Genomic DNA, 20498 nt, shown 5'->3' with positions numbered 1-20498 from the left:
ACCACGCCCGGAGGGGACCACCTCCACTTGGGAAGAGGCAGCGATGACCGTGGCCGAGGAGACCGAGGTGACCCTCGCGGTCGGCCAGCAGAAGGAACTGCCGGTCGCGCCGGACCCGGCCGGGCGGCACCCGGACCGGGAGATGCACGCCATCCTGGAGATCGGGGTCAGGGGCGGCCGGGGCGGCCCGGGACGCACCGGCGCGCCCGTGCCCGGCACCGGGCCCGCCCTCGCCGAGGTGCTGATCGTCGACACCTCCCGCTCCATGCTCCACCCCGCCGCCAAACTGCACGCCGCCAAGGACGCCACCGTCGCGGCGGTCCGGATGCTGCCCGACGGCACCGCGTTCGCCGTACTCTCCGGCCGGTTCGACGCCACCCTGGTCCACCCCGGGCCAGGCAGCGCCGTACTCGCCGTCGCCGGGGCCGCCGAACGCGAGGCCGCCGAACGGGCCGTACGGATCCTGGACGCGGACGGCGGCACCGCCATCGGCACCTGGCTCGACCTCGCCCGCCGGCTCCTCAAGGACCAGCCCGCCCCGGTCAAACACGTTCTGCTGCTCACCGACGGGCGCAACGAACACGACCACCGGGCCGCCATGGCCCTGGACACCGCCCTCGACGCCTGCGAGGGCCGGTTCGTCTGCGACGCCTGGGGCATCGGCGACGACTGGGACGCCGAACTGCTGCTGCGCATCACCCGGCGGCTGCACGGCCGCGCCCGCGCCGTCCGTGCCGAATCCGAACTCACCTCTGCCTACGAGGAGTTGGTCGCCGGACTGCTCGGCACGGCGGTACCGGAACTGCGCATCCGGCTCACCCCCACCCCGGGCACGGTGATCCGCCAGGTCAAACAGGTCGTGCCGAACGAGCAGGAACTGCCCCCCGTCCCGGCCGGCCCCGGCGGACGCGGCGCCGAGTACGTCACCCGCGCCTGGGGCGAGGAGGTACGGCACTTCCAGGTCGTCCTCACCGCCGACCCGACCGGCCGCGAGACCGGCGAGGACCTCCAGCTGGCCGCCGTCGAGATCGTCGTACCCGACTTCGGCCGGCCGGTACGGCTGCCCGCACCGCAGCCCGTCCTGGTGCGCTGGACCGACAACCCGCTCGATGCCTCCCGCCGGCATCCCGGCGTCCGCCGGCACGAGCTGTACCAGCAGGCCGGCGCCGCCGTCGCCCACGCCTACCGGGCCTGGCTGCGCGGCACGGACGGCCGCGACACCGCGGACCGCGAACTCGCCCGCGCCCTCGCCCTGGCCGGCGAACTGGGCGACGCCCAGCTGCTCGGCGCGCTCCGGCTGATCGAGACCGCGCCCGGCACCGGCCGGGTGCGCGACGGCCTGAAGGACGTCGACTGGCAGCACCTGATCCTGTCCAGCGCCCTGACGACCCCACCGGAACCGCCGACGCCCGTCCCGCCGGCCCGGCCCCGTCCGAGCGGGCCGCACACCGGCGGCGGTGCCCCGCCCGGTTCCGCCGAGCCCGGCGTCCCGGTCCGTCCCGACGGGCTCGTCGAGTGCCCGGACTGCCGCTGGCTCGGCCCGGCCGACTCCGTCTACTGCGGGGGCGACTGCGGACGGCTGCTGAGGGGGTCGCCCGCATGAGCACCGGCGGAGGTACGACACCGGGCGCGGGCACGGGAGGAGCTACGGCCCCCGGCCCGGCCCGCGGCGCGGGCGCACCCCCCGGCACCGGAACCGGCACCCCTACGCACACCCCGGCAGCCCCGCCCTCCCCGCTGCCGCACCCGCACCCGCGCCCGACCGACCGCCGCACCCCCGGCCGGGCACCCCGCCTGCTCGCCCGCCTGCTCGCCCGGCTGCCCGGTACCGGGCCGCGCCCCCCGGAGGGCGGCAGCACGACCGCCCACGACCTCGCCGTCCGCCGCCGCCTGCTGCTGACCCTGTCGGCACTGCTCACACTGTCCCTCTTCGTGTCGTACCAGGGCGTGCACGGCGACGCGAACCCGCTGCGCACCTCCAGCGCCCCGTCCGTGCTGTCCCTCGACACCGCGCTGTACGCGCTCGGCCAGGCCCGGAAGGACGCCGGCGCGCCGGCCCCGACCAGTGACTTCCAGAAGCAGATCTCGGTCGCCGCACAGAGCCTGTCGGCCGCCGCCGCGGACGACGACCTCGGCGGACCGGCCGGCCGCCAGGCCCTGCAGACCATCGCCGGGCTGATCACCGTCTACGCCGTCAAGGTTCAGCAGTCCCAGCTCCAGCCCGACGGCAGCGTGCTGCGGGAGGCCTACCTCAGCTACGCCACCAGCATCCTGACGGAGAAGGGCTCCGGGATACAGGACCGCCTGGAAGCCCTGCAACGGCAGCAGCGGGCCGCCGTGCACCGGCAGACCTCGTTCGGCCCGCTGCTCTGGCTCGCCTGGAGCGTCACCCTGCTGCTGACCCTCGCCCTCGGCGCCGCGCTGCTGGAGACCCAGCTCTTCCTCCGGCACCGCTTCCGGCGCCGCTACAACCGCCAACTCCTGGCCGCGCTGGTCCTGCTGACCGCGCTCTTCGCGGTGGCCGTGCTGTTCACCGTATGGACCCGGCAGGGCATGACGGACACCCGGCACCTGCTCGACCGCCCGCTGCCCGGGCGGCTCATCCCCGACGCGGGGCGGGACACCGCCTCGTACCTGGCACACACCGGCTTCCGCGCGGCGGCGGCGGTGTGGATCCTCATAGGAGGCGTCCTGCTCATGGCACTGGCCGAGACGGGCCTGCGGCGGCACATCGACGACTACCGGTTCAGGCCCCGGTGAACGCCCGGCCCCGGCCTTCGCGCCGCCTGGTCCGCAGGGTCACGGTGCTGGCGAGCTGCCTGGCCCTTCTGGCGGCGGCCGTCGTGGTGGGCGTACGCGCCCTCGGGAACGAGCCGACCGTCACCCTGCTGGCCAACTGGACCGGCGAGGACGAGAAGCACTTCCGTCAGGCGGTCATCGAGCCCTTCGAGCGGAAGTACCACATCCACGTCGACTACCAGGGCAGCAACGCCGAGAGCCAGGTGCTCGGCGCCGACGTCGAGGCCGGGACACCGCCCGACGTGGTGGTGCTCACCGGCCCCGGCGAACTCGCCGAGTACGCCCGGCAGAAGCACCTCGTGCCGCTCGAACAGCTCGTGGACCCCAAGGACTTCGGCCCGTCCTGGGCCATGCCGCTCGCCGACGGACACGTGTACTGGTTCCCCCTCAAGGCCGACCTGAAGAGCATCGTCTGGTACCCGGCCGACGTCGGTGCACAGGAACGCGGACGGGCCGTGCACCGGCCGGCCGCGTGGTGCGTCGGCATGGGGTCCGGCGCCACCAGCGGCTGGCCCGGCACCGACTGGATCGAGGACATCCTGCTCCAGCGGTACGGCGCGGAGGTCTACGAGAAGTGGGCGCGCGGCGATCTGTCCTGGCGGTCGGCGCAGATGAAGGACGTGTGGAAGACCTGGGGCCGGCTGGTCGGGGCCGGCGGCGACCCGGAACTGGTGCGGCGGGCCCTGAAGACGCCGTACGAGGAGGCGTCGCAGCCGGTGACCGCACGCCCGCGGGGCTGCACCCTGGAGCACCAGGCCTCGTTCATCCGCGGCCGGCCCGCCTGGGAGCGGGCCGACGGCCGCTACGCCCCCACTGCCCAGCTCGTCCTCGGCGCCGCCGGCACCCACGCGTGGGAGGTCTCCGGCGACCTGGTCGCCCTGCTGCACGCCACCCCGGAGGCCAGGAAGCTCATCCGCTACCTGGCCTCCGCCGACGCCCAACGTGCCTGGAGCGACAAGGAGTCCGGCTTCTCCGTCCACACCGGCGTCCGGCCCGCCCCGAGCGGCACCGGCCCCGACTGGCGCCGCTCCCTGGCCCTCACCCTCCGCGACCGGCACGAGGTGCACTGCTTCGACGCCTCCGACGCGATGCCGCCCGCGGTCCGCGACGCGTTCGCCGAGGCCACCATCGAGTTCCTCGCCAACCCCCGCCACCTGGACGACCTCCTCCGCTCCCTGGACACCCTCGGTACCACCCCCGACCTGACCTGGCTGCCGTCGGCGTGCGACCGGACGCCGTGAGGGGCAGCCGAGTTCAGTCCCGCGCCCAGGGGAGCGTGAGCGACCGGCCCTGGGTGCGGCCCGCCTCGGCGGCCGGGCGGCGGGTGGACGGGTCGAGCGGGTTGCCGCCGATCGCCGCGGCCGACGCCTCGTCGGGCGCGACGACCACGACCTCGGCACCCCGCTCGCGCAGCTCCGCCACGGACCGCTCCAGCGGCTGCTCGCTGGGGAACGGCTCGGTGACGCCCAGCGGCACCAGCACCAGCACCCGGTCCGCACCGGCGGCGAGGTCGACGTTGGCGACGGACCGCACCCCGCCGTCCACGTACCGGCGCCCGCCGATCGTCACCGGCGGCCACACACCCGGCACGGCACAGCTCGCCGCGACGGCGTCCACCAGAAGGACACCCGACTCCCGGTCGAAGACGCGCGGTTCACCGCTCTCGGCATCCACCGCGACCACCTTCAGCGCCCGCTCCGGCCACCCGTGGGCCGGCAGCCGGGACTCGATCACCGCACGCCGCTCCGCCTCGGGGACCGTCCGCGCCGCGAGCGCCACCCGTCCGACCGCGCGCCGCAACGCGGGGACCGACGCGGCCGACTCGGTGGCGGCACCGATCTCCGCGGCGAACTTCTCCAGATCCATCTCGGCCATGATCTCCGCGGCCTGCTGCGCGGGATCCACCTGCCGGGCGTACAACTCCTCCAGCGGCAGCCCACTCCCGAGCTGAGCCGCCACGGCCGACCCCGCCGAGGTCCCCACCAGCAGCCCGGCCCCCGTCACATCCCGCCCCGCATCGGCGAGCCCCGCCAGCACCCCCGTCATCCAGGCGATCCCCCCGACCCCACCGCCACCCAGCACCAACGCCTCGCTCATACCCGCCCCTTCCGTGGCTCCCTCGATCCTTCCGTACGACACCGGGCCTACGGCGGGCATTCCCGAGCGTGCCTGGCCGGTCTGTGGAGGCTCGACGGACGCACCTTCGTCATGGAGACCTTCGACGAACCGACCAGGGAACGGCGGGAGGAGGTGAGCGCGGAGGGGGAGCGGATGCTGACGGTCATGCACCCGGGAGCCGCGTACGGCATCCGGTTCGGTGAGGTCGTACGGCGCTGAGGGCGCCCGGTGTCGCCGCCCGCAGGCGGACGGGAACGTTCCGGCGGGCGGTGTCGTTGCCCCTGGGTCCGCTCATGTCACCGCCCCTGGGAGCATCGTGCCCGACACCACGCCCGCACCCGCCACCGTTCTCCCCGCCGCCCCCGTCCCCGCACTCCCGGCCCCGCGCGCGCAGGCCGAACGCCTGATCGAGCTGGGGGTGCACGAGACCGCCGGGCTGCCCGCCGCCGACGTGCGTGCCTTCGCCGCACGCGCCGAGGCCGCCGCGGGCGCCGGCGGCGATGTGCTGCTCGCCGTGCACCCCGACCGCGCCCCGGCCTCCGCCCTCGCGCCGCTGCTCCGCCGCGACGGCAGGCCCGGCTTCGTCGTCGGTGACATGACCGACGTCGACCTCTTCGCCCCGCTGGACACGCTCGCGCTGCCCGACGCCCCGCTCTACGTCCTGACCGGACTCGACCGCGGCGACCGGATGGCCAACTGGAGCCCGGACGAGGCGCTGCCCGCCCTCACCGCAAAGGCCCGTACCCCGCTGCTGCTCGCCGAGGGCATCCACTGGGTGCTGCAGCAGCCCGCCGTGCTGGAGCGGAACCACTGCTTCATGACCATCGGTTCCCGGCTGCGCAAGGCCGGCGGCGCCCTGGACGCCCGTACCCCGGCGCTCTGGATCAGCAACGGCACGGGTCGGGACGGCCGCGAGCGCCGCAACGCCCCCAAGGTGGGCTGGTGCTGGGCCGGCAACCGGCACACCTGGCTGGGCTTCGGCTCCGCCGCGGACCGCAGGGCGGTGTGAGGCGGGGCATTGGATAGGGGGCGTTGCGGGCCGCTCGTGGTGGCCCGCAACGCCCCCCGGCAGTTACCCGAGGGGTGCTCGGGAAGTCTTCCGGGTCACGAGTTGACCTGCGCGGTCACCAGGTCCGAGAAGGTGGTCAGCCGGGTGTAGACACCCGGGTAACCGGCCTCCGCGCACCCCTCGCCCCAGGAAGTGATCCCTGCCAGGGCGCCCCCGATGAGCAGGGGACCGCCGCTGTCGCCCTGGCAGGTGTCGACGCCACCGGATGTGTATCCGGCGCAGACCATGTCGGACTGGACGAAGTCCGAACCGTAGGAGGTACGGCAGCTGGAGTCGGACACGATCGGTACGGTCGCGGTCCGCAGCTGGTTGGAGGAGCTGCCGTTCTCCGAGGTGGTGCCCCAGCCGAGGATGCGGGCCGTGGTGCCGGCCGCGTACACGCCCGTCTGGGAGGAGGAGACGTACGACGCCGGGGTGTACGGCATCGACGTCGACAGGGTCAGCACGGCCACGTCGTCGCCGTTGGTGGCGTCCGTGTAGTCCGGGTTGATCCAGATCTTGCTCACCCGGCTCACCGTGCCGTTCGTGCCGTTCAGGTACGTCCGGCCGCCGACCACACGCACGCTGCCGGTCGTCTCGCCGACCATGCAGTGCGCCGCCGTCACCACCTTCTTGGCGGCCACCAGGGTGCCGCCGCAGAACTGGCTCCCGGACGCGTCCGTGATCTGCATCATGAACGGGTACGCGGTCGTCGTGGTGGTCGTACCGCCGACGATGGGCTGGGGTGCGGCGCTCGCCGTGGGGGAGGCGAGCAGCGCGGTCGCCGCCGCGGCGGCGGTGGCCACCACGGTCGCGGCGGTCTTTCTGGCACGTGTGAGCCCGAACATGAGTCTCCTCAGTGGGTTGCACCGGTGGGGGGTCGCGCGGGTGGGGGTTGCACGGGGGTCGCGGGACCGACCCCCGTATGCCCGGGCGAGCGGCACGCCCTTTACGCTAGGACCCGGAACCCTCGGCTCCCAATGAGGGAACCCCCTAGGGGGTGGGGTGAGGGAAAACCCTCGGTCCGGTTCAGTTAACAAGAGCGCCGCTCAGGGCGCGCGGCGACCTGCCGCCAATCGGACGATGTCGACGCGCGATCGGATCCCCAGCTTGCGGTAGACCCGGGTCAGGGTCGCCTCCACCGTCTTCACGCTGATGAACAGCCGGGCCGCGATCTCCCGGTTGGTGGCGCCCTCCATGACGAGCGCGGCCACCTGACGCTCCATCGCGGCCAGCACCGCCAGGGCGGCCGGCGCGTCCGGCACGGCCGGCGCCGGTTCCGGCTCCGGGGCGGTGCGGTGTTCGTCCACTTGGCGCAGCCAGGGCAGCGCCCGGCAGCGCCGGAACATCCGGGACGCCTCGTCGAGGGCCGCCGCGGCCGCGCGGGCCCCCTCCGGCGTGCGCCCGCCGTGCAGCCGGGCCAGCGCGAACGCGGCCCGCGCCTCCTCCAGGCCGTAGCCGAGCTTGCCGAGCCGGTCCTGAGCGGACGTCAGCTGGGCGAGTGCGGCCTCCAGCTCGCCCCGGGCGGCCCGCACCAGGGCCTCGGACCGGTCCAGTACGGCGAGGACGCTCTCCCGGCCGAGCCGCAGCGCGTGTTCGCGGCTCGCGTCGATGACGGCCTGCGCCTCGGCGGGTTCACCGATCCGGACGAGTGCCTCGGCGAGGTCGCCCTGCCAGCGGCCGCGGGCCGGGTCGGTGATGCCGAGCCCCAGCTCCAGGCTGCGCACCCGGCGCAGCGAGCGCACGGTGCCCGCCGGGTCCCCGGCCACCAGCTGGGCGTACCCGAGCGCGCCGAGCGCCCGGGAGAGGTACATCTGGTCGCCGTCCTCCTCGGCGTGGTCCACCGCCTCCCGGGCGAGTGCCAGCGCGCGCTCGACATCGCCGCCGGAGGCCTCCGCGAGCGAGGTGAGCATCGCCGAGGCGGTCTCGCCGATGCCCGAGTCGCGGGCGAGCCGCAGGCTGTCGCGGGCCAGGTCGAGGGCGCGCCCGCAGTGCCCGGCCCGCAGTTCCGTCTCGGCGAGGCCGCGCAGGAAGTGCACCTCGCTCTCCACCGAGCCGCGCCGGCGGACCTCGCGCAGCAGCGCGGTGACGGTGGCCCGGGCCTCGGCCAGCTGGTCGCCCATGACCAGCCAGCGGAACCGGGCGCTGCCCGCGCCGTTGTGATGCCAGGCCACCCGCGGGTCCTGGGGTTCCTTCAGGGCGCGCTTGATGGTGCGGGGCGCCTCCGGATGGCCCATCAGGGTCTCGGTCTGCGCCTGGAAGGCGAGGGCGAGCAGCTCGGTGCGCCGGTCCTGGCCGCGCGCGGCGAGTTCGGCGGCGTGCGCGGCGGCCTCCCGCGCCTCGGTGAAGTTGCCCTCCACGATCAGCGCCCGCCAGGCCAGCTGGTAGTGGACCAGGGCCAGCAGCCGGGGGTCGTCGCCGGCGTCGGCGAGGGCCTGCGGGAAGACGGCGTCGACCTCGGCCATGGTGTGGCCGGCGGTGTCGATGACGATGATCCAGGCCCGCACCCGGTCGGCGGGCACGCTCGCCCGGGCCAGCACCTCCCGGGCGATGTCCCGGGCCAGGTCGACCTCGCCGGCGGTGATCGCGTCCTCGGCGGCGGCGAGCCGGCGCTCCTCCTGGCTCGGGGTGCCGTCGGCGGGGGTGTGCCGGGCGGCGAGCAGCCCCAGCTGGGCGGCGACCGAGGGGGCCCCGCGGTCCCGGGCGAGCGCGGCGGCCTCGGCGAGCCGGGCGGCCACCTCCGGGTCGGTGCCGGTGGTGGCGAGCGCCAGGTGCCGGGCCCGTTCTATCGGGTCGGAGGCGGCGGTGGACAGCGCCGCGTGCGCGGCCCGCCGTTCGTGCGCGGGGGTCTCCGCGTACAGCGCGGCGGAGATCAGCGGGTGCGCGAACCGTACGGCGGGTGCGTCGGGCTCGGTGGCCAGCAGCCCGAGTTCGGCGGCCTGGGCGCATTCGGCCTCGGCGTTCTCCCGGCCGGCCGCGTGCAGCAGCGCCGGGGTGGGCCGGGCGCCGGCGCTGGCCACCAGCAGGGTGCGGCGGGCCTCCACGGAGAGCATGTCGAGGCGGCTGAGGACCAGGGCGCGCAGCGAGGTCGGCACGGGCAGCGGCTCGCCGGGCCGGGGCGGGGTGGGGCTGTCGGCGAGGGCGCGGCCCAGCTCCAGGGCGAACAGCGGGTTGCCGCCGCTGGTGCGGTGGATCTCGCGGACGGTGGAGCGGGACAGGCCGCCGTGGCCGCGGTGGTCGAGCAGCTGGGCGACCTGGGCGCGGGACAGCGGGCCGAGCCGGACCGCGCGGGTGCCCGGCGGGCAGGCGCGCAGATGGCGGTCGTACTCCTGGCTCTCCTGTCCCTCCGTGCGGACCGCGCACAGCAGTTGCACCGGGGTGCCCTCCAGGCGCCGGGCGGCGAAGCCGAGCAGTTCGGCGCTGGCCGGGTCCAGCCACTGCAGGTCGTCGGCGACGACGAGGACCGGGCCCTGGGCGGCGAGGGCGCGCAGCGCGGAGAGCACGGCCAGGCGCAGGGCGAGGCCGTCGCGCTGGAGGCTGGACTCGCCGCGGCCGGTGAGCGCCGATTCCAGGGCGGTGCGCTGGGCGGCGGGCAGCCGGGCGGAGACCTCGTCGAGCACCATGCCGAGGAGGTCGGCGAGGGCGAGGAAGGGGAGGTGGGATTCGGACTCGGTCGCCGAGCAGCGCAAGACGGTGCGCGCGGTGGCGCCGTATTCCTCGGCCAATGCCCGCAGGACGGTGGATTTCCCTATTCCGGCGGGGCCGTGGAGCAGCACACTGCCCCCCGAGGCGAGTTGCCCGCGGGCGCCGGCGAACAGCTCCTCGCGGCCGATGACCAGGTCGGGGCGGCACCTGGCAGGCTCCTGGAAGTCCCGTCGCACGGTCACCGCTCCCCTCGTGTGTCGTGTCCGGACCAAATTCTAGGCAACGATCCTTGAAATTCGGACGGAAGCCCTGGTGAGGGAAATAACAAACGGTCAAGCAGAGGGAAATTCAAAGCGACGCCGGATGAATGGGCAGGTTTCCTCACCGCCTTCGGACTACGGCAGCAGCCCCGCCCTCCGGGCCGCGGTCACCGCCTCCCCTCGTGTGTGTGCGCCCAGCTTCCGCATCGCCGACCGCAGATACCCCTTGACCGTCTCCGGGCGCAGGCCCAGCCGCTCGGCCACCGCCGCGTTGGTGGCCCCCGCCGCCACCCAGGACAGCACGTCCAGCTCCCGTGGCGCCAGGGTCACGCCCCCGGCACGTGGCGGTGCGGTCAGCAGGCCGCACGCGGCCAGCAGTTCGGCCCGCAGGTCCGGGTCGGCGATCCGGGGAGCCAGCGCCCGCAGCGCCGCGTGCGCCTCCCGCACCTGTTCCCACCCGGCCCCCTGCTCGGCGCCGGCCTGCTCGGGCCGGGCCGCCGCCAGCAGTCCCCGGGCCTCGTCCCGCACCACCAGCGCCTGCTCCACGTCCCGCGCCGCCGCCACCGCCGCGCCCAGCGTGCGGTCGCCGAGCGGCCGGGCCGAGCGCAGCGCGCCGTAGAGCACCCCGCGCACCCGGCGCCGGACCACCACCGGCACCGCGAGCACCGCGCGGATGCCCTCGGCGGCCACCGGTACGTCGTACTCGTGGCTGATCTGCCGGGAGCTGGAGTAGTCGGTCACCGCGCACGGCCGGGCCAGGGCCACCGCCTTGCCGCCGAGCCCGCTGCCGGAGGTCACCGCCAGCGAGCGCAGCGCGGCCGTGGTGGTGCCGCTCAGCTCGCTGATGCGGATCTGCGGCCGGCCGGACTCCACCAGCCCGCCGAAGGCGACGGGGAGTCCCGTCGCGCGCCGCAGCCGGGCCAGCGCGCCACCGATCTCCACCGCCCCCGCCGCCTCTGCCGTCACCTGTCCGCCCTTCCGGCCGCCCACCCCCCCGTTCGGGGGTGGTGAGACCTGCATCACGGATTAGACGATGCCAGAGAGCCGCCCGGCAATGGCCGGGAACCACAGGAGTGAGCCGGCGGGCGCACCGGCGAGCGACCCCCCAGGCAAGGAGGACGGATGACGACGGCGACCGAGGCCTTCAGGAACGCGCGGGACTTCCTGCTGGAGCACCGCGAGGACTACGCCACCGCCTACGAGGGCTTCCGCTGGCCCCGGCCCGAGCAGTTCAACTGGGCGCTGGACTGGTTCGACGTGATCGCCGCCGGCAACGACCGCACCGCCCTGCACATCGTCGAGGAGGACGGCACCGAGACCCGGCTGTCCTTCGCCGAGCTGGCCGAGCGGTCCAACCGGGTCGCCCGGTGGCTGCGCGAGCGCGGGGTCGCCGCGGAGGACCGCGTCCTCGTCATGCTCGGCAACCAGGCCGAGCTGTGGGAGACCGCGCTGGCCGCGATGAAGCTGCGCGCGGTGGTCATCCCGGCCACCCCGCTGCTCGGCCCGGGCGATCTGCGCGACCGCGTGGAGCGGGGCCGGGTGAAGCACGTGATCGTGCGCGCCGAGGACACGGCGAAGTTCGCCGACGTGCCGGGCGCCTACACCCGGATTTCGGTCGGCGGCCTGCCGGAGGAGGGCTGGGAGCCGTACGAGGACGCGTACGCGGAGTCCGCCGAGTTCCTCCCCGACGGTCCGACGCTCGCCGACGACCCGCTGATGCTGTACTTCACCTCGGGGACGACCGCCCGCCCCAAACTGGTCGAGCACACCCACACCTCGTACCCGGTCGGGCACCTGGCCACGATGTACTGGATCGGGCTCCGGCCGGGCGACGTGCACCTGAACATCTCCTCGCCCGGCTGGGCCAAGCACGCCTGGTCCAACCTGTTCGCGCCGTGGAACGCGGAGGCGACCGTCTTCATCTTCAACTACACCCGCTTCGACGCGGCCCGGCTGATGGCCGAGATGGACCGGGCCGGCGTGACCACCTTCTGCGCGCCGCCGACCGTGTGGCGGATGCTCATCCAGGCCGACCTCGGCCGGCTGGCCGCCCCGCCCCGCGAGGCGGTGGCCGCCGGCGAGCCGCTCAACCCCGAGGTCGTCGAGCGGGTCCGGCGGGCCTGGGGGGTGACGGTCCGGGACGGCTTCGGGCAGACCGAGACCGCCGTGCAGGTCTCCAACAGCCCCGGCCAGGTGCTGAAGACCGGCTCGATGGGCCGGCCCAGCCCCGGCTACCGCATCGAACTCCTCGACCCGGTCTCCGGCGCGCCCGGCGCCACCGAGGGCGAGATCGCGATCGACCTCGCCGAGCGCCCGGTCGGCGTGATGACCGGCTACCACGGCGACCCCGACCGCACGGCCGAGGCCATGGCGGGCGGTTACTACCGCACCGGGGACATCGCCTCCCGGGACGAGGAGGGATACCTCACCTACATCGGGCGCAGCGACGATGTGTTCAAGGCCTCGGACTACAAGATCAGCCCGTTCGAGCTGGAGAGCGCGCTGCTGGAGCACGAGGCGGTGGCCGAGGCGGCCGTGGTGCCCGCCCCGGACGAGCTGCGGCTCGCCGTGCCCAAGGCGTACGTCGTCCTCGCCGAGGGGTGGCAGCCCGGACCCGGCACCGCGAAGGCCCTCTTCGAGCACTCCCGCCGGGTGCTCGCCCCCTACAAGCGCATCCGCCGGCTGGAGTTCGGCGCGCTGCCCAAGACGGTGTCCGGCAAGATCCGCCGGATCGAGCTGCGCGAGGCCACGGCGGCCGGCGCGGAGAACGAGTACCGCGAGGAGGACTTCCGGTGACCGCTCAGCTGTCGTACACGCACGGGACGAGCCCGACCGTCCTGCTCGGCGACACCATCGGCGCCAACCTGGACCGGGCGGTGGCGGCCTGGCCGGACCGCGAGGCGCTGGTCGACGTGCCGTCCGGGCGGCGCTGGACGTACGCCGAATTCGGCGCCGCCGTCGAGGAGTTGGCGCAGGCGCTGGTGGCGAGCGGGATCGCCAAGGGCGACCGGGTGGGCATCTGGGCGGTCAACTGCCCGGAGTGGGTGCTGGTCCAGTACGCCACCGCCCGCATCGGCGCGATCATGGTGAACATCAACCCGGCGTACCGCACCCACGAGGTCGAGTACGTCCTCGGCCAGTCCGGTGTCCGCCTGCTGTTCGCCTCGCTGGCGCACAAGACGAGCGACTACCGGGCGATGGCCGAGGAGGTGCGGGGCCGCTGCCCGGCGTTGCGCGAGATCGTGTACTTCGGCGACCCGAGCTGGGAGGCGCTGCTCGGGCGGGCGGCCCCGGGCGTCCCGTACGCGGAACTGTCCTGCGACGACCCCATCAACATCCAGTACACCTCGGGCACGACCGGCTTCCCGAAGGGTGCCACCCTCTCCCACCACAACATCCTCAACAACGGTTACTTCGTGGGGGAGTCGATCGCGTACAGCGAGCAGGACCGGATCTGCATCCCGGTGCCGTTCTACCACTGCTTCGGCATGGTCATGGGCAACCTCGCGGCCACCTCGCACGGCGCCTGCATGGTCATCCCGGCCCCCTCCTTCGACCCGGCGGCCACCCTGGAGGCGGTGCAGCGGGAGCGGTGCACCTCCCTGTACGGCGTCCCGACCATGTTCATCGCGGAGCTGAACCTCCCGGACTTCGCCTCCTACGACCTCTCCTCCCTGCGCACCGGCATCATGGCGGGCTCCCCGTGCCCGGTGGAGGTGATGAAGCGGGTGGTCGCCGAGATGCACATGGAGCAGGTCTCCATCTGCTACGGCATGACGGAGACCTCCCCGGTGTCGTTGCAGACGCGGCTCGAGGACGACCTGGAGCACCGCACCGCCACCGTGGGCCGGGTCCTGCCGCACCTGGAGGTCAAGGTCGTCGACCCGGCCACCGGGGTGACACGGCCGCGGGGCACGGCGGGCGAGCTGTGCACCCGCGGCTACAGCGTGATGCTCGGCTACTGGAACGAGCCCGGGAAGACCGCCGAGGCGATCGACGCGGGCCGCTGGATGCACACCGGGGACCTCGCGGTGATGCGCGAGGACGGGTACGTCGAGATCGTCGGCCGGATCAAGGACATGATCATCCGGGGCGGCGAGAACATCTACCCGCGCGAGATCGAGGAGTTCCTCTACGCCCACCCGAAGATCCGCGATGTCCAGGTCGTCGGGGTGCCGCACGAGCGGTACGGCGAGGAGGTGCTCGCCTGTGTCATCCCGAGCGACCCCGCCGATCCGCTCACGCTGGAGGACCTGCGGGACTTCTGCGCGGGCCGGCTCGCCCACTACAAGATCCCCAGCCGGCTCCGGATTCTCGACTCCTTCCCGATGACCGTCTCCGGAAAGGTCCGCAAGGTGGAACTGCGGGAGACCTACGGGGTGTGAAACGGCTCGGAACGAGCATCCGCTGAATGCTCCACGGCGGTCCCGGGCCGAGCGCGCAGTCGGTGGCGCACCAGGTCCGGGGCCGTCGGGAGGGGCGGGCAGGGTCAGCTCCGGCCGTCCCGTGCCGGCGGTCCCGGGCGTGGCGCGCCCGCGGTGTGCAGGGCGCCGGCCGGGTCGTTGACCGGCTGCGGGACGCCCGCCAGATCGAGCACGAACAGCGGGATCGCGAGCCCGTCCGCGCCGGTCCGGGCGGCGTCGGTGTAGCCGGCGAGGGAGAAGTACACGCACCGCGCGGACTCGGTCATCGCGGTCAGCCACAGGCACTCCACGTCCCGCGGGCCGGCCGGCCGCACCGTCGGGTCCACCTGGGCGAGCAGTCCGCGGGCGGCGAGCCCGATGCCGTTCGGGGGCCGCTGGTCGGCGCGGCGGATGTCCCGGTAGCCGAGCCAGCGCAGATAGAGCGCGGCGGTGGTGACGGCGTCGCGGGCGGTGCGGATGGTGCGGGGCTGGAAGGGGGCGCGGGGTCCGGGCGGTGCGTGGCCGCCGGGCTCCCGGACGGCGGCGGCCTGCGGGCGCAGGGGGTGTGCCGGGGCCGGTCCCGGTGCCGCCGTACCCTCGGGCGGCAACCCGGCCACCGCCACGCGCAGCACCGTGCCGCACGGGCAGCCCAGTTCCGGCCGGGGCCAGTGGCCCGGGCGCCCGCAGGCCGCGCACGGCACGGTGAGCCACTCGTCGTCCCAGGCCCGGTGCGCCGCCACGGCCGGCTCGGCCGCCGGATCCAGCCGCGGCGCGGTCGGCGCCCCGCACGCACAGGGATACACCGGCGCCGTGTAGAGGTGCGCGCGCCGGCAGACCGGACAGCGCACCGGAACACTCTCGGGCATGGCCCACTCCAAGGCGTCGCGTCGGGACGGCGCTCCCATGGTGCTCCTCGGCGCCCGCTCCTGTCCGGCGCTTTCCGGTGTCCGGACCGCTCTTGACGACCTTGCGCCACCCACCTACATTGCTTCCAGATAGTAGAAGTAGATTTCCGCATTACGGAATTACGCGGGAATCGATCCTCTGGAGACCGTGCTTACCGCGGGGCGCGACGGGAGTACGCATCCGACAGCCGAAGCAGGAGTACTCGATGGCTCGTATGACCGCTGCCCGCGCGGCAGTTGAGATCCTCAAGCGCGAGGGCGTCACCGACGCCTTCGGTGTGCCGGGCGCGGCGATCAACCCGTTCTACAAGGCCCTCAAGGAGGGCGGCGGCATCGGCCACACCCTCGCCCGCCACGTGGAGGGCGCCTCCCACATGGCCGAGGGCTACACCCGGACCAGGCCGGGGAACATCGGTGTCTGCATCGGCACCTCCGGACCGGCCGGCACCGACATGATCACCGGTTTGTACTCCGCCATCGGCGACTCCATCCCGATCCTGTGCATCACGGGCCAGGCGCCCACCCACGTGATCCACAAGGAGGACTTCCAGGCCGTCGACATCGCCTCGATCGCCAAGCCGGTCACGAAGATGGCGGTCACCGTGCTGGAGGCCGCGCAGGTCCCCGGCGTCTTCCAGCAGGCCTTCCACCTGATGCGCTCCGGCCGTCCCGGCCCGGTCCTGATCGACCTGCCGATCGACGTCCAGCTCACCGAGATCGAGTTCGACCCGGAGACGTACGAGCCGCTGCCGGTCTACAAGCCCACCGCGACCCGGGCCCAGATCGAGAAGGCCCTCACCTTTCTTCTGGAGTCGGAGCGCCCGGTCATCGTGGCCGGCGGCGGCATCATCGGAGCCGACGCCGCGGACCTGCTCGTGGAGTTCGCCGAGCTGACCCGGACCCCGGTCGTCCCGACCCTGATGGGCTGGGGCGCGCTGCCCGACGACCACGAGCTGAACGCCGGCATGGTCGGCGTGCAGACCTCGCACCGGTACGGCAACGCCAACTTCCTGGCGTCCGACTTCGTCCTCGGCATCGGCAACCGCTGGGCCAACCGCCACACCGGCTACAAGCTGGACGTCTACCGCGGCGAGCGCACGTTCGTCCACGTCGACATCGAGCCCACGCAGATCGGCAAGATCTTCCCGCCGGACTACGGGGTCGTCTCCGACGCCAGGGCCGCGCTGGAGCTGTTCATCGAGGTGGCGAAGGAGCTGAAGGCCGAGGGCAGGCTGCCCGACCGCGGCGACTGGGTCGCCTCCACCCAGGAGCGCAAGGCCGCCCTGCTGCGCCGTACGCACTTCGACGACGTGCCGATGAAGCCGCAGCGCGTGTACCAGGAGATGAACCGGGCCTTCGGACCGGACACCCGGTACGTCACCACGATCGGCCTCTCGCAGATCGCCGGCGCGCAGATGCTGCACGTCTACAAGCCGCGCCACTGGATCAACTGCGGCCAGGCCGGCCCGCTCGGCTGGACCATCCCGGCCGCGATCGGCGTCGCCAAGGCCGACCCGGACTCCCCGGTCGTCGCGCTCTCCGGCGACTACGACTTCCAGTTCCTCATCGAGGAGCTGGCCGTCGCCGCCCAGCACCGGATCCCGTACGTCCACGTCCTGGTGAACAACGCCTACCTGGGCCTGATCCGCCAGGCGCAGATCGGCCTGGACATCAACTTCCAGGTGAACCTGGAGTTCGAGAACGTCAACGCGCCCGAGCTGGGCGTCTACGGCGTGGACCACGTCAAGGTCGCGGAGGGCCTGGGCTGCAAGGCCATCCGGGTCACCGAGCCGGACCAGCTGGGCGCCGCCTTCGAGGAGGCCAAGAAGCTGGCCGCCGAGTACCGGGTGCCGGTCGTGGTCGAGGCGATCCTGGAGCGGATCACCAACATCTCCATGAGCCGCACCATGGACATCAGCGACATCAGCGAGTTCGAGGAACTGGCCACCGAGCCCGGCCACGCGCCGACCTCGATCAGGCCGCTGAAGGTCTGACGCGTCCGGCACACACGAGGGGCGGCCCGTCCAGGGGAGACGGGCCGCCCCTTCGCCGTGCCGCCCCGTACCGCCGGGCCCGCGGGGGCCTTTGCTGCTTCGGGGCGGCGGCGGGTTCGGCACGCCGTGCCCGCCGTGCCGTGCTGCTGCACCGTGGGTCCTCAGCCGACCCGTCACCGCCCCCGTAGTCGTGCTCGCCGTGCCGTTCCGCCGGGCGGTGGGTCCTCAGTCGAACCCGCCGCCGCCCCCGCCCCCGAAGTCGTACCCGCCGTGCCCGTGGTCGTGCCCGCCGTGCCCGCCGCCGTCCCAGCCGTCGTGGCCGTGGTCCGCGTCGCCGTAGGGGTCCCCGCCGCTGATCAGGTGGCGCAGGCTGGTGCCCCGGCCGAACGGGTAGCGGCCCTCGTCGGCGAGCGCGCCCCGGCCGGTGAGCCCGGCCTCGCGGGCGAAGTGCGGCACGAGCACGGTCAGGGCCCGCTCGCCGTACAGCGCGGCGGCGAGCAGCGCCTCCTCCTCCGGCAGACCGTCGGGCCCGTCGGGCAGCGGGCGGCGTTCGCGCAGCTCGGCCAGCAGCCGGCGGGTGGCGCGGGTGCGGCGGGGCGGCAGCACCCGCAGCAGTCCGTCCGCCGCGAGTTCGGCCCGCATCCGGGCCAGGGCCCGCCGCACCACCGCCCGGGCGGGCAGCTCACGCGGCCCCGCGGGCCGGTAGAGGCCGGTGCGGACCGCCTTCTCCAGCGGATGCCGCACGGGCCCGGCCCGGCCCGTCCCGGTCCTGCGCAGCGTGCCCGGCCGGCCCGCCTCGACCGCGCCGCGCAGGTGCAGTCCCAGCACGGCGACCACGACGGCGGCGCGGTCGCCCCCGCGCAGCAGCGCGACCGCGTACGGGTCCGGCGCGGCCGGCGCGATCGATGGCGTACGACCCATGAGACACCCCCGGACGGGACCCGCCGCCCCCGTGCCGGCGGGCCCCGCATGCCCCTAATCTGCCCTGACCGCAGGGAGGTTGAAGCCTCCACCGCGGTCTTCAGAGGTTGATTTGAGGGTTGCGCACCCGGCCTACGACCGCTGCCGTACGCGCCCCCGTCACAGTTCGTGCTCCGACAGCCCGGGCCAGTCGTCCGGACCGCCGCCCTGCCATTCGATCAGATCGCTCTCCTCCACCTCGATCCGGTCCAGGTCGGCCAGCCGCAGGATCTCCACGACATCGTCCAGATGCGAGGCGATCCCCAGCATCACGTCCCCCTCGGTGACCCGCCGGGAACCGTCCAGCGCCGGGGGGTGAACCACGATGTGCGGGTAGTGAGTCATGCCTTCAGCGTGCGGCGCGGGGGACGGATCTGCACGCCGGACCGGTGCCCGGGAACGCCGAACGCTCCCTCGCCGGGACGACCCGGCGCAGGGAGCGTTGGTTGCCGTCCGACGGCGCGAGGCTGGGCGCGACAGGTCGTTCGCGCCGCCGGACGGGGCGGGTGGGCCCCGGTAGGGGGCTGGGTGGGACCGCGGTGGCGGCGACGGAGCCGGGTGCCCTTCCCTCTGGTCGAGAAGGGGGCCCGGTCCTTGACCACCGCACTGGCTCGCACACCGCCGCGGTCCTCGCCCTGCCCGCGCCCTCCGGCCGGCGGCCACCCCTCATCCGGGCCGCCGGGCGTGCTGCGCGGGCCGCGTGCGGGATCGTGACCTCCCGTCAGATCCCGTACGCTGCTTGCGTTCCTGGTGCTCAGTCCTCGCGCAGGGCGCGGACCGCCTCCTCCACGCGCTTGCCGTACTCGGGGTCGGCGGCGTGGAAGTGGGCCAGGTTCTTCTCGATCACGTCGTCGCGGGAGACCTGCGAGAGGCCGCCGGCGATGTTCGCGACCAGGCGGGACTTCTCCTCCTCGGACAGCAGGCGGTACAGCTCGCCCGCCTGGAAGAAGTCGTCGTCCTTGGTGTGCAGGGGCGCCTCGTGGGTGCCCGTGTGGCCGTGCACGGCCAGCGGCGCCGACAGCGGGCGGCCGGTCTCCACCGGGCCGTCGTACGAGTTCGGCTCGTAGTTCTTGGCGTGGCGGCCCTGCGCGTTCAGCGCCATCAGGCCGTCCCGGCCGTAGTTCAGGGCGCCGCCCGGGACCGCCTTCGGGGCGTTCACGGGGAGCTGGGTGTGGTTGACGCCGAGGCGGTAGCGGTGGGCGTCGGCGTAGGCGAACAGCCGGCCCTGGAGCATCTTGTCCGGGGACGGGCCGATGCCGGGCACGAAGTTGTTCGGGGAGAACGCGGCCTGCTCGACCTCGGCGAACACGTTGTCCGGGTTGCGGTCCAGGACCAGGCGGCCCACGCGCTGCAGCGGGTGGTCCCGGTGCGGCCAGACCTTGGTCAGGTCGAACGGGTTGAAGCGGTAGTCGGCCGCCTCGGCCGCCGGCATGATCTGGACGTACAGCGTCCAGGACGGGTGCACGCCCCGCTCGATCGCCTGGAGCAGGTCGGTCTGGTGGGAGTTGGGGTCCTGGCCCGCCAGCTCCTGCGCCTGCTCGGTGGACAGGCAGCGGATGCCCTGGTTGGTCTTGAAGTGGTACTTGACGAAGAAGGCCTCGCCGTCCGCGTTCGTCCACTGGTAGGTGTGCGAGCCGTAGCCGTTCATGTGCCGGTACGACGCCGGGATGCCGCGGTCGCCCATCAGCCAGGTCACCTGGTGCGTGGCCTCGGGGGAGTGCGCCCAGAAGTCCCAGACGTTGTCCGGCTCCTGGCGGCCGGTGAACGGGTCCCGCTTCTGGGAGTGGATGAAGTCGGGGAACTTGATCGGGTCCTTGATGAAGAACACCGGGGTGTTGTTGCCGACGAGGTCGTAGTTGCCCTCCTCGGTGTAGAACTTCACGGCGAAACCGCGCGGGTCGCGGACCGCGTCGGCGCCGCCGAGGGAGTCGGCGACGGTCGAGAAGCGCAGGAACACCTCGGTGCGCTTGCCGATCTCGCTCAGGAAGGCGGCGTGGGTGTAGCCGGTGACGTCGTCCGTCACCTCGAAGTGGCCGTAGGCGCCGGAGCCGCGGGCGTGCACCACGCGCTCCGGGATCCGCTCGCGGTTGAAGCGCGCGAGCTTCTCCAGGAGGTGCTGGTCCTGGAGCAGGAGCGGGCCGCCTGCGCCGGCCGAGGCGGAGTTCTGGTTGTCGGCGACCGGGGCGCCGGACTCTGTCGTGAGCACGCGCTTCGACATCGTGGACCTTCCGTGCGGGATTCAGCGGAAACCTGTTTCCGCTTCGTGGAGCCTAGGAGTGGGGGGTCTGGGCGTCAACAGTTTGTTGAAGTCGATTCCGGGCCGCGGCGCCGCCTGGGCGCGACAGGACAGGTGTCGGCGGCGCCGC

16 protein-coding genes are annotated in these 20498 nt (G+C 73.8%); 8 read left to right on the top strand and 8 right to left on the bottom strand.

The annotated features are described in order from the left end of the window. The first annotated feature begins 43 nt into the window (after positions 1-43). From ABZ923_RS34395 to ABZ923_RS34385, 3 genes are read left to right on the top strand one after another with little or no spacing between them, the layout of a single operon-like run. Complete coding sequence (locus ABZ923_RS34395; RefSeq protein WP_361479942.1) at positions 44-1603, top strand: VWA domain-containing protein; 1560 nt, start codon at positions 44-46, stop codon at positions 1601-1603. Beyond that, a complete protein-coding gene (locus ABZ923_RS34390; protein ID WP_361479939.1) occupies positions 1600-2760 on the top strand; it encodes a hypothetical protein in 1161 nt (386 codons plus the stop codon). The genes ABZ923_RS34395 and ABZ923_RS34390 overlap by 4 nt, the downstream gene beginning before the upstream one ends. Next, positions 2757-4040 (top strand): ABC transporter substrate-binding protein, encoded by a 1284-nt coding sequence (locus ABZ923_RS34385; protein ID WP_361479936.1) that lies wholly within the window; start codon positions 2757-2759, stop codon positions 4038-4040. The genes ABZ923_RS34390 and ABZ923_RS34385 overlap by 4 nt, the downstream gene beginning before the upstream one ends. 13 nt (positions 4041-4053) lie before the next feature. Here the strand turns inward: ABZ923_RS34385 and ABZ923_RS34380 are convergent, their stop codons facing one another. Further along, positions 4054-4896: a patatin-like phospholipase family protein gene (locus ABZ923_RS34380; protein WP_361479933.1), complete on the bottom strand. Its 843-nt coding sequence runs from the start codon at positions 4894-4896 to the stop codon at positions 4054-4056. Positions 4897-5007: 111 nt separating this feature from the next. Between ABZ923_RS34380 and ABZ923_RS34375 the strand changes: the two genes are divergently transcribed. Both ABZ923_RS34375 and ABZ923_RS34370 read left to right on the top strand, forming a co-directional pair. Then, the gene (locus tag ABZ923_RS34375) at positions 5008-5136 is read left to right on the top strand and encodes a hypothetical protein (RefSeq protein ID WP_361479930.1); all 129 of its coding nucleotides are present in this window, start codon (positions 5008-5010) and stop codon (positions 5134-5136) included. A 97-nt stretch (positions 5137-5233) separates the two neighbouring features. Further along, positions 5234-5926 (top strand): DUF5701 family protein, encoded by a 693-nt coding sequence (locus ABZ923_RS34370; protein ID WP_361479927.1) that lies wholly within the window; start codon positions 5234-5236, stop codon positions 5924-5926. A gap of 95 nt (positions 5927-6021) precedes the next feature. Here the strand turns inward: ABZ923_RS34370 and ABZ923_RS34365 are convergent, their stop codons facing one another. The 3 genes from ABZ923_RS34365 to ABZ923_RS34355 all read right to left on the bottom strand — a co-directional run bounded on the left by ABZ923_RS34365 (position 6022) and on the right by ABZ923_RS34355 (position 10836). Then, positions 6022-6813: a serine protease gene (locus ABZ923_RS34365; protein ID WP_361479925.1), complete on the bottom strand. Its 792-nt coding sequence runs from the start codon at positions 6811-6813 to the stop codon at positions 6022-6024. 201 nt (positions 6814-7014) lie between these two features. Beyond that, positions 7015-9852: an AAA family ATPase gene (locus ABZ923_RS34360; protein ID WP_361479922.1), complete on the bottom strand. Its 2838-nt coding sequence runs from the start codon at positions 9850-9852 to the stop codon at positions 7015-7017. Between the two features lie 153 nt (positions 9853-10005). Further along, on the bottom strand, positions 10006-10836 hold the full coding sequence (locus ABZ923_RS34355) for a helix-turn-helix transcriptional regulator (RefSeq protein ID WP_361479920.1): 831 nt from the start codon (positions 10834-10836) through the stop codon (positions 10006-10008). A 156-nt stretch (positions 10837-10992) separates the two neighbouring features. Here ABZ923_RS34355 and ABZ923_RS34350 point away from each other — a divergent pair, with 156 nt between their 5' ends. After that, positions 10993-12666 carry an AMP-binding protein gene (locus tag ABZ923_RS34350; protein ID WP_361479917.1) on the top strand — a complete coding sequence of 558 codons (1674 nt, stop codon included), beginning with the start codon at positions 10993-10995 and terminating at the stop codon, positions 12664-12666. Continuing rightward, positions 12663-14255 carry an AMP-binding protein gene (locus tag ABZ923_RS34345; protein ID WP_361479915.1) on the top strand — a complete coding sequence of 531 codons (1593 nt, stop codon included), beginning with the start codon at positions 12663-12665 and terminating at the stop codon, positions 14253-14255. Before ABZ923_RS34350 ends, ABZ923_RS34345 begins: the two co-directional genes overlap by 4 nt. 104 nt (positions 14256-14359) lie before the next feature. Here the strand turns inward: ABZ923_RS34345 and ABZ923_RS34340 are convergent, their stop codons facing one another. Then, entirely contained in the window at positions 14360-15139 is a 780-nt protein-coding gene (locus tag ABZ923_RS34340) for a hypothetical protein (RefSeq protein WP_361479912.1), read from the bottom strand. Positions 15140-15384: 245 nt separating this feature from the next. On the opposite strand from ABZ923_RS34340, the gene gcl reads away from it, so the two are divergent. Then, positions 15385-17172 carry a glyoxylate carboligase gene (gcl, locus tag ABZ923_RS34335; protein WP_361479909.1) on the top strand — a complete coding sequence of 596 codons (1788 nt, stop codon included), beginning with the start codon at positions 15385-15387 and terminating at the stop codon, positions 17170-17172. 225 nt (positions 17173-17397) lie between these two features. Here the strand turns inward: gcl and ABZ923_RS34330 are convergent, their stop codons facing one another. The 3 genes from ABZ923_RS34330 to ABZ923_RS34320 all read right to left on the bottom strand — a co-directional run bounded on the left by ABZ923_RS34330 (position 17398) and on the right by ABZ923_RS34320 (position 20350). Then, positions 17398-18093: a TIGR04222 domain-containing membrane protein gene (locus ABZ923_RS34330; RefSeq protein ID WP_361479906.1), complete on the bottom strand. Its 696-nt coding sequence runs from the start codon at positions 18091-18093 to the stop codon at positions 17398-17400. A 159-nt stretch (positions 18094-18252) separates the two neighbouring features. Then, positions 18253-18477 carry a hypothetical protein gene (locus ABZ923_RS34325; protein ID WP_030338570.1) on the bottom strand — a complete coding sequence of 75 codons (225 nt, stop codon included), beginning with the start codon at positions 18475-18477 and terminating at the stop codon, positions 18253-18255. A 409-nt stretch (positions 18478-18886) separates the two neighbouring features. Beyond that, a complete protein-coding gene (locus ABZ923_RS34320) occupies positions 18887-20350 on the bottom strand; it encodes a catalase (RefSeq protein WP_361479903.1) in 1464 nt (487 codons plus the stop codon). Positions 20351-20498 lie beyond the last annotated feature (148 nt).

This window comes from Streptomyces sp. NPDC046881, from assembly GCF_040645015.1.
GTDB lineage: Bacteria > Actinomycetota > Actinomycetes > Streptomycetales > Streptomycetaceae > Streptomyces.
This window is presented reverse-complemented; position numbering and strand designations above follow the sequence as displayed.

Excerpts from the sequence above, each read along its gene's own strand:
- ABZ923_RS34395 (WP_361479942.1), top strand. The coding sequence starts at position 44 with ATGACCGTGGCCGAGGAGACCGAGGTGACCCTCGCGGTCGGCCAGCAG.
- ABZ923_RS34390 (WP_361479939.1), top strand. The coding sequence starts at position 1,600 with ATGAGCACCGGCGGAGGTACGACACCGGGCGCGGGCACGGGAGGAGCT.
- ABZ923_RS34380 (WP_361479933.1), bottom strand. The coding sequence starts at position 4,896 with ATGAGCGAGGCGTTGGTGCTGGGTGGCGGTGGGGTCGGGGGGATCGCC.
- ABZ923_RS34375 (WP_361479930.1), top strand. The coding sequence starts at position 5,008 with ATGGAGACCTTCGACGAACCGACCAGGGAACGGCGGGAGGAGGTGAGC.
- ABZ923_RS34365 (WP_361479925.1), bottom strand. The coding sequence starts at position 6,813 with ATGTTCGGGCTCACACGTGCCAGAAAGACCGCCGCGACCGTGGTGGCC.
- ABZ923_RS34350 (WP_361479917.1), top strand. The coding sequence starts at position 10,993 with ATGACGACGGCGACCGAGGCCTTCAGGAACGCGCGGGACTTCCTGCTG.
- ABZ923_RS34340 (WP_361479912.1), bottom strand. The coding sequence starts at position 15,139 with ATGCCCGAGAGTGTTCCGGTGCGCTGTCCGGTCTGCCGGCGCGCGCAC.
- gcl (WP_361479909.1), top strand. The coding sequence starts at position 15,385 with ATGGCTCGTATGACCGCTGCCCGCGCGGCAGTTGAGATCCTCAAGCGC.
- ABZ923_RS34330 (WP_361479906.1), bottom strand. The coding sequence starts at position 18,093 with ATGGGTCGTACGCCATCGATCGCGCCGGCCGCGCCGGACCCGTACGCG.
- ABZ923_RS34325 (WP_030338570.1), bottom strand. The coding sequence starts at position 18,477 with ATGACTCACTACCCGCACATCGTGGTTCACCCCCCGGCGCTGGACGGT.
- ABZ923_RS34320 (WP_361479903.1), bottom strand. The coding sequence starts at position 20,350 with ATGTCGAAGCGCGTGCTCACGACAGAGTCCGGCGCCCCGGTCGCCGAC.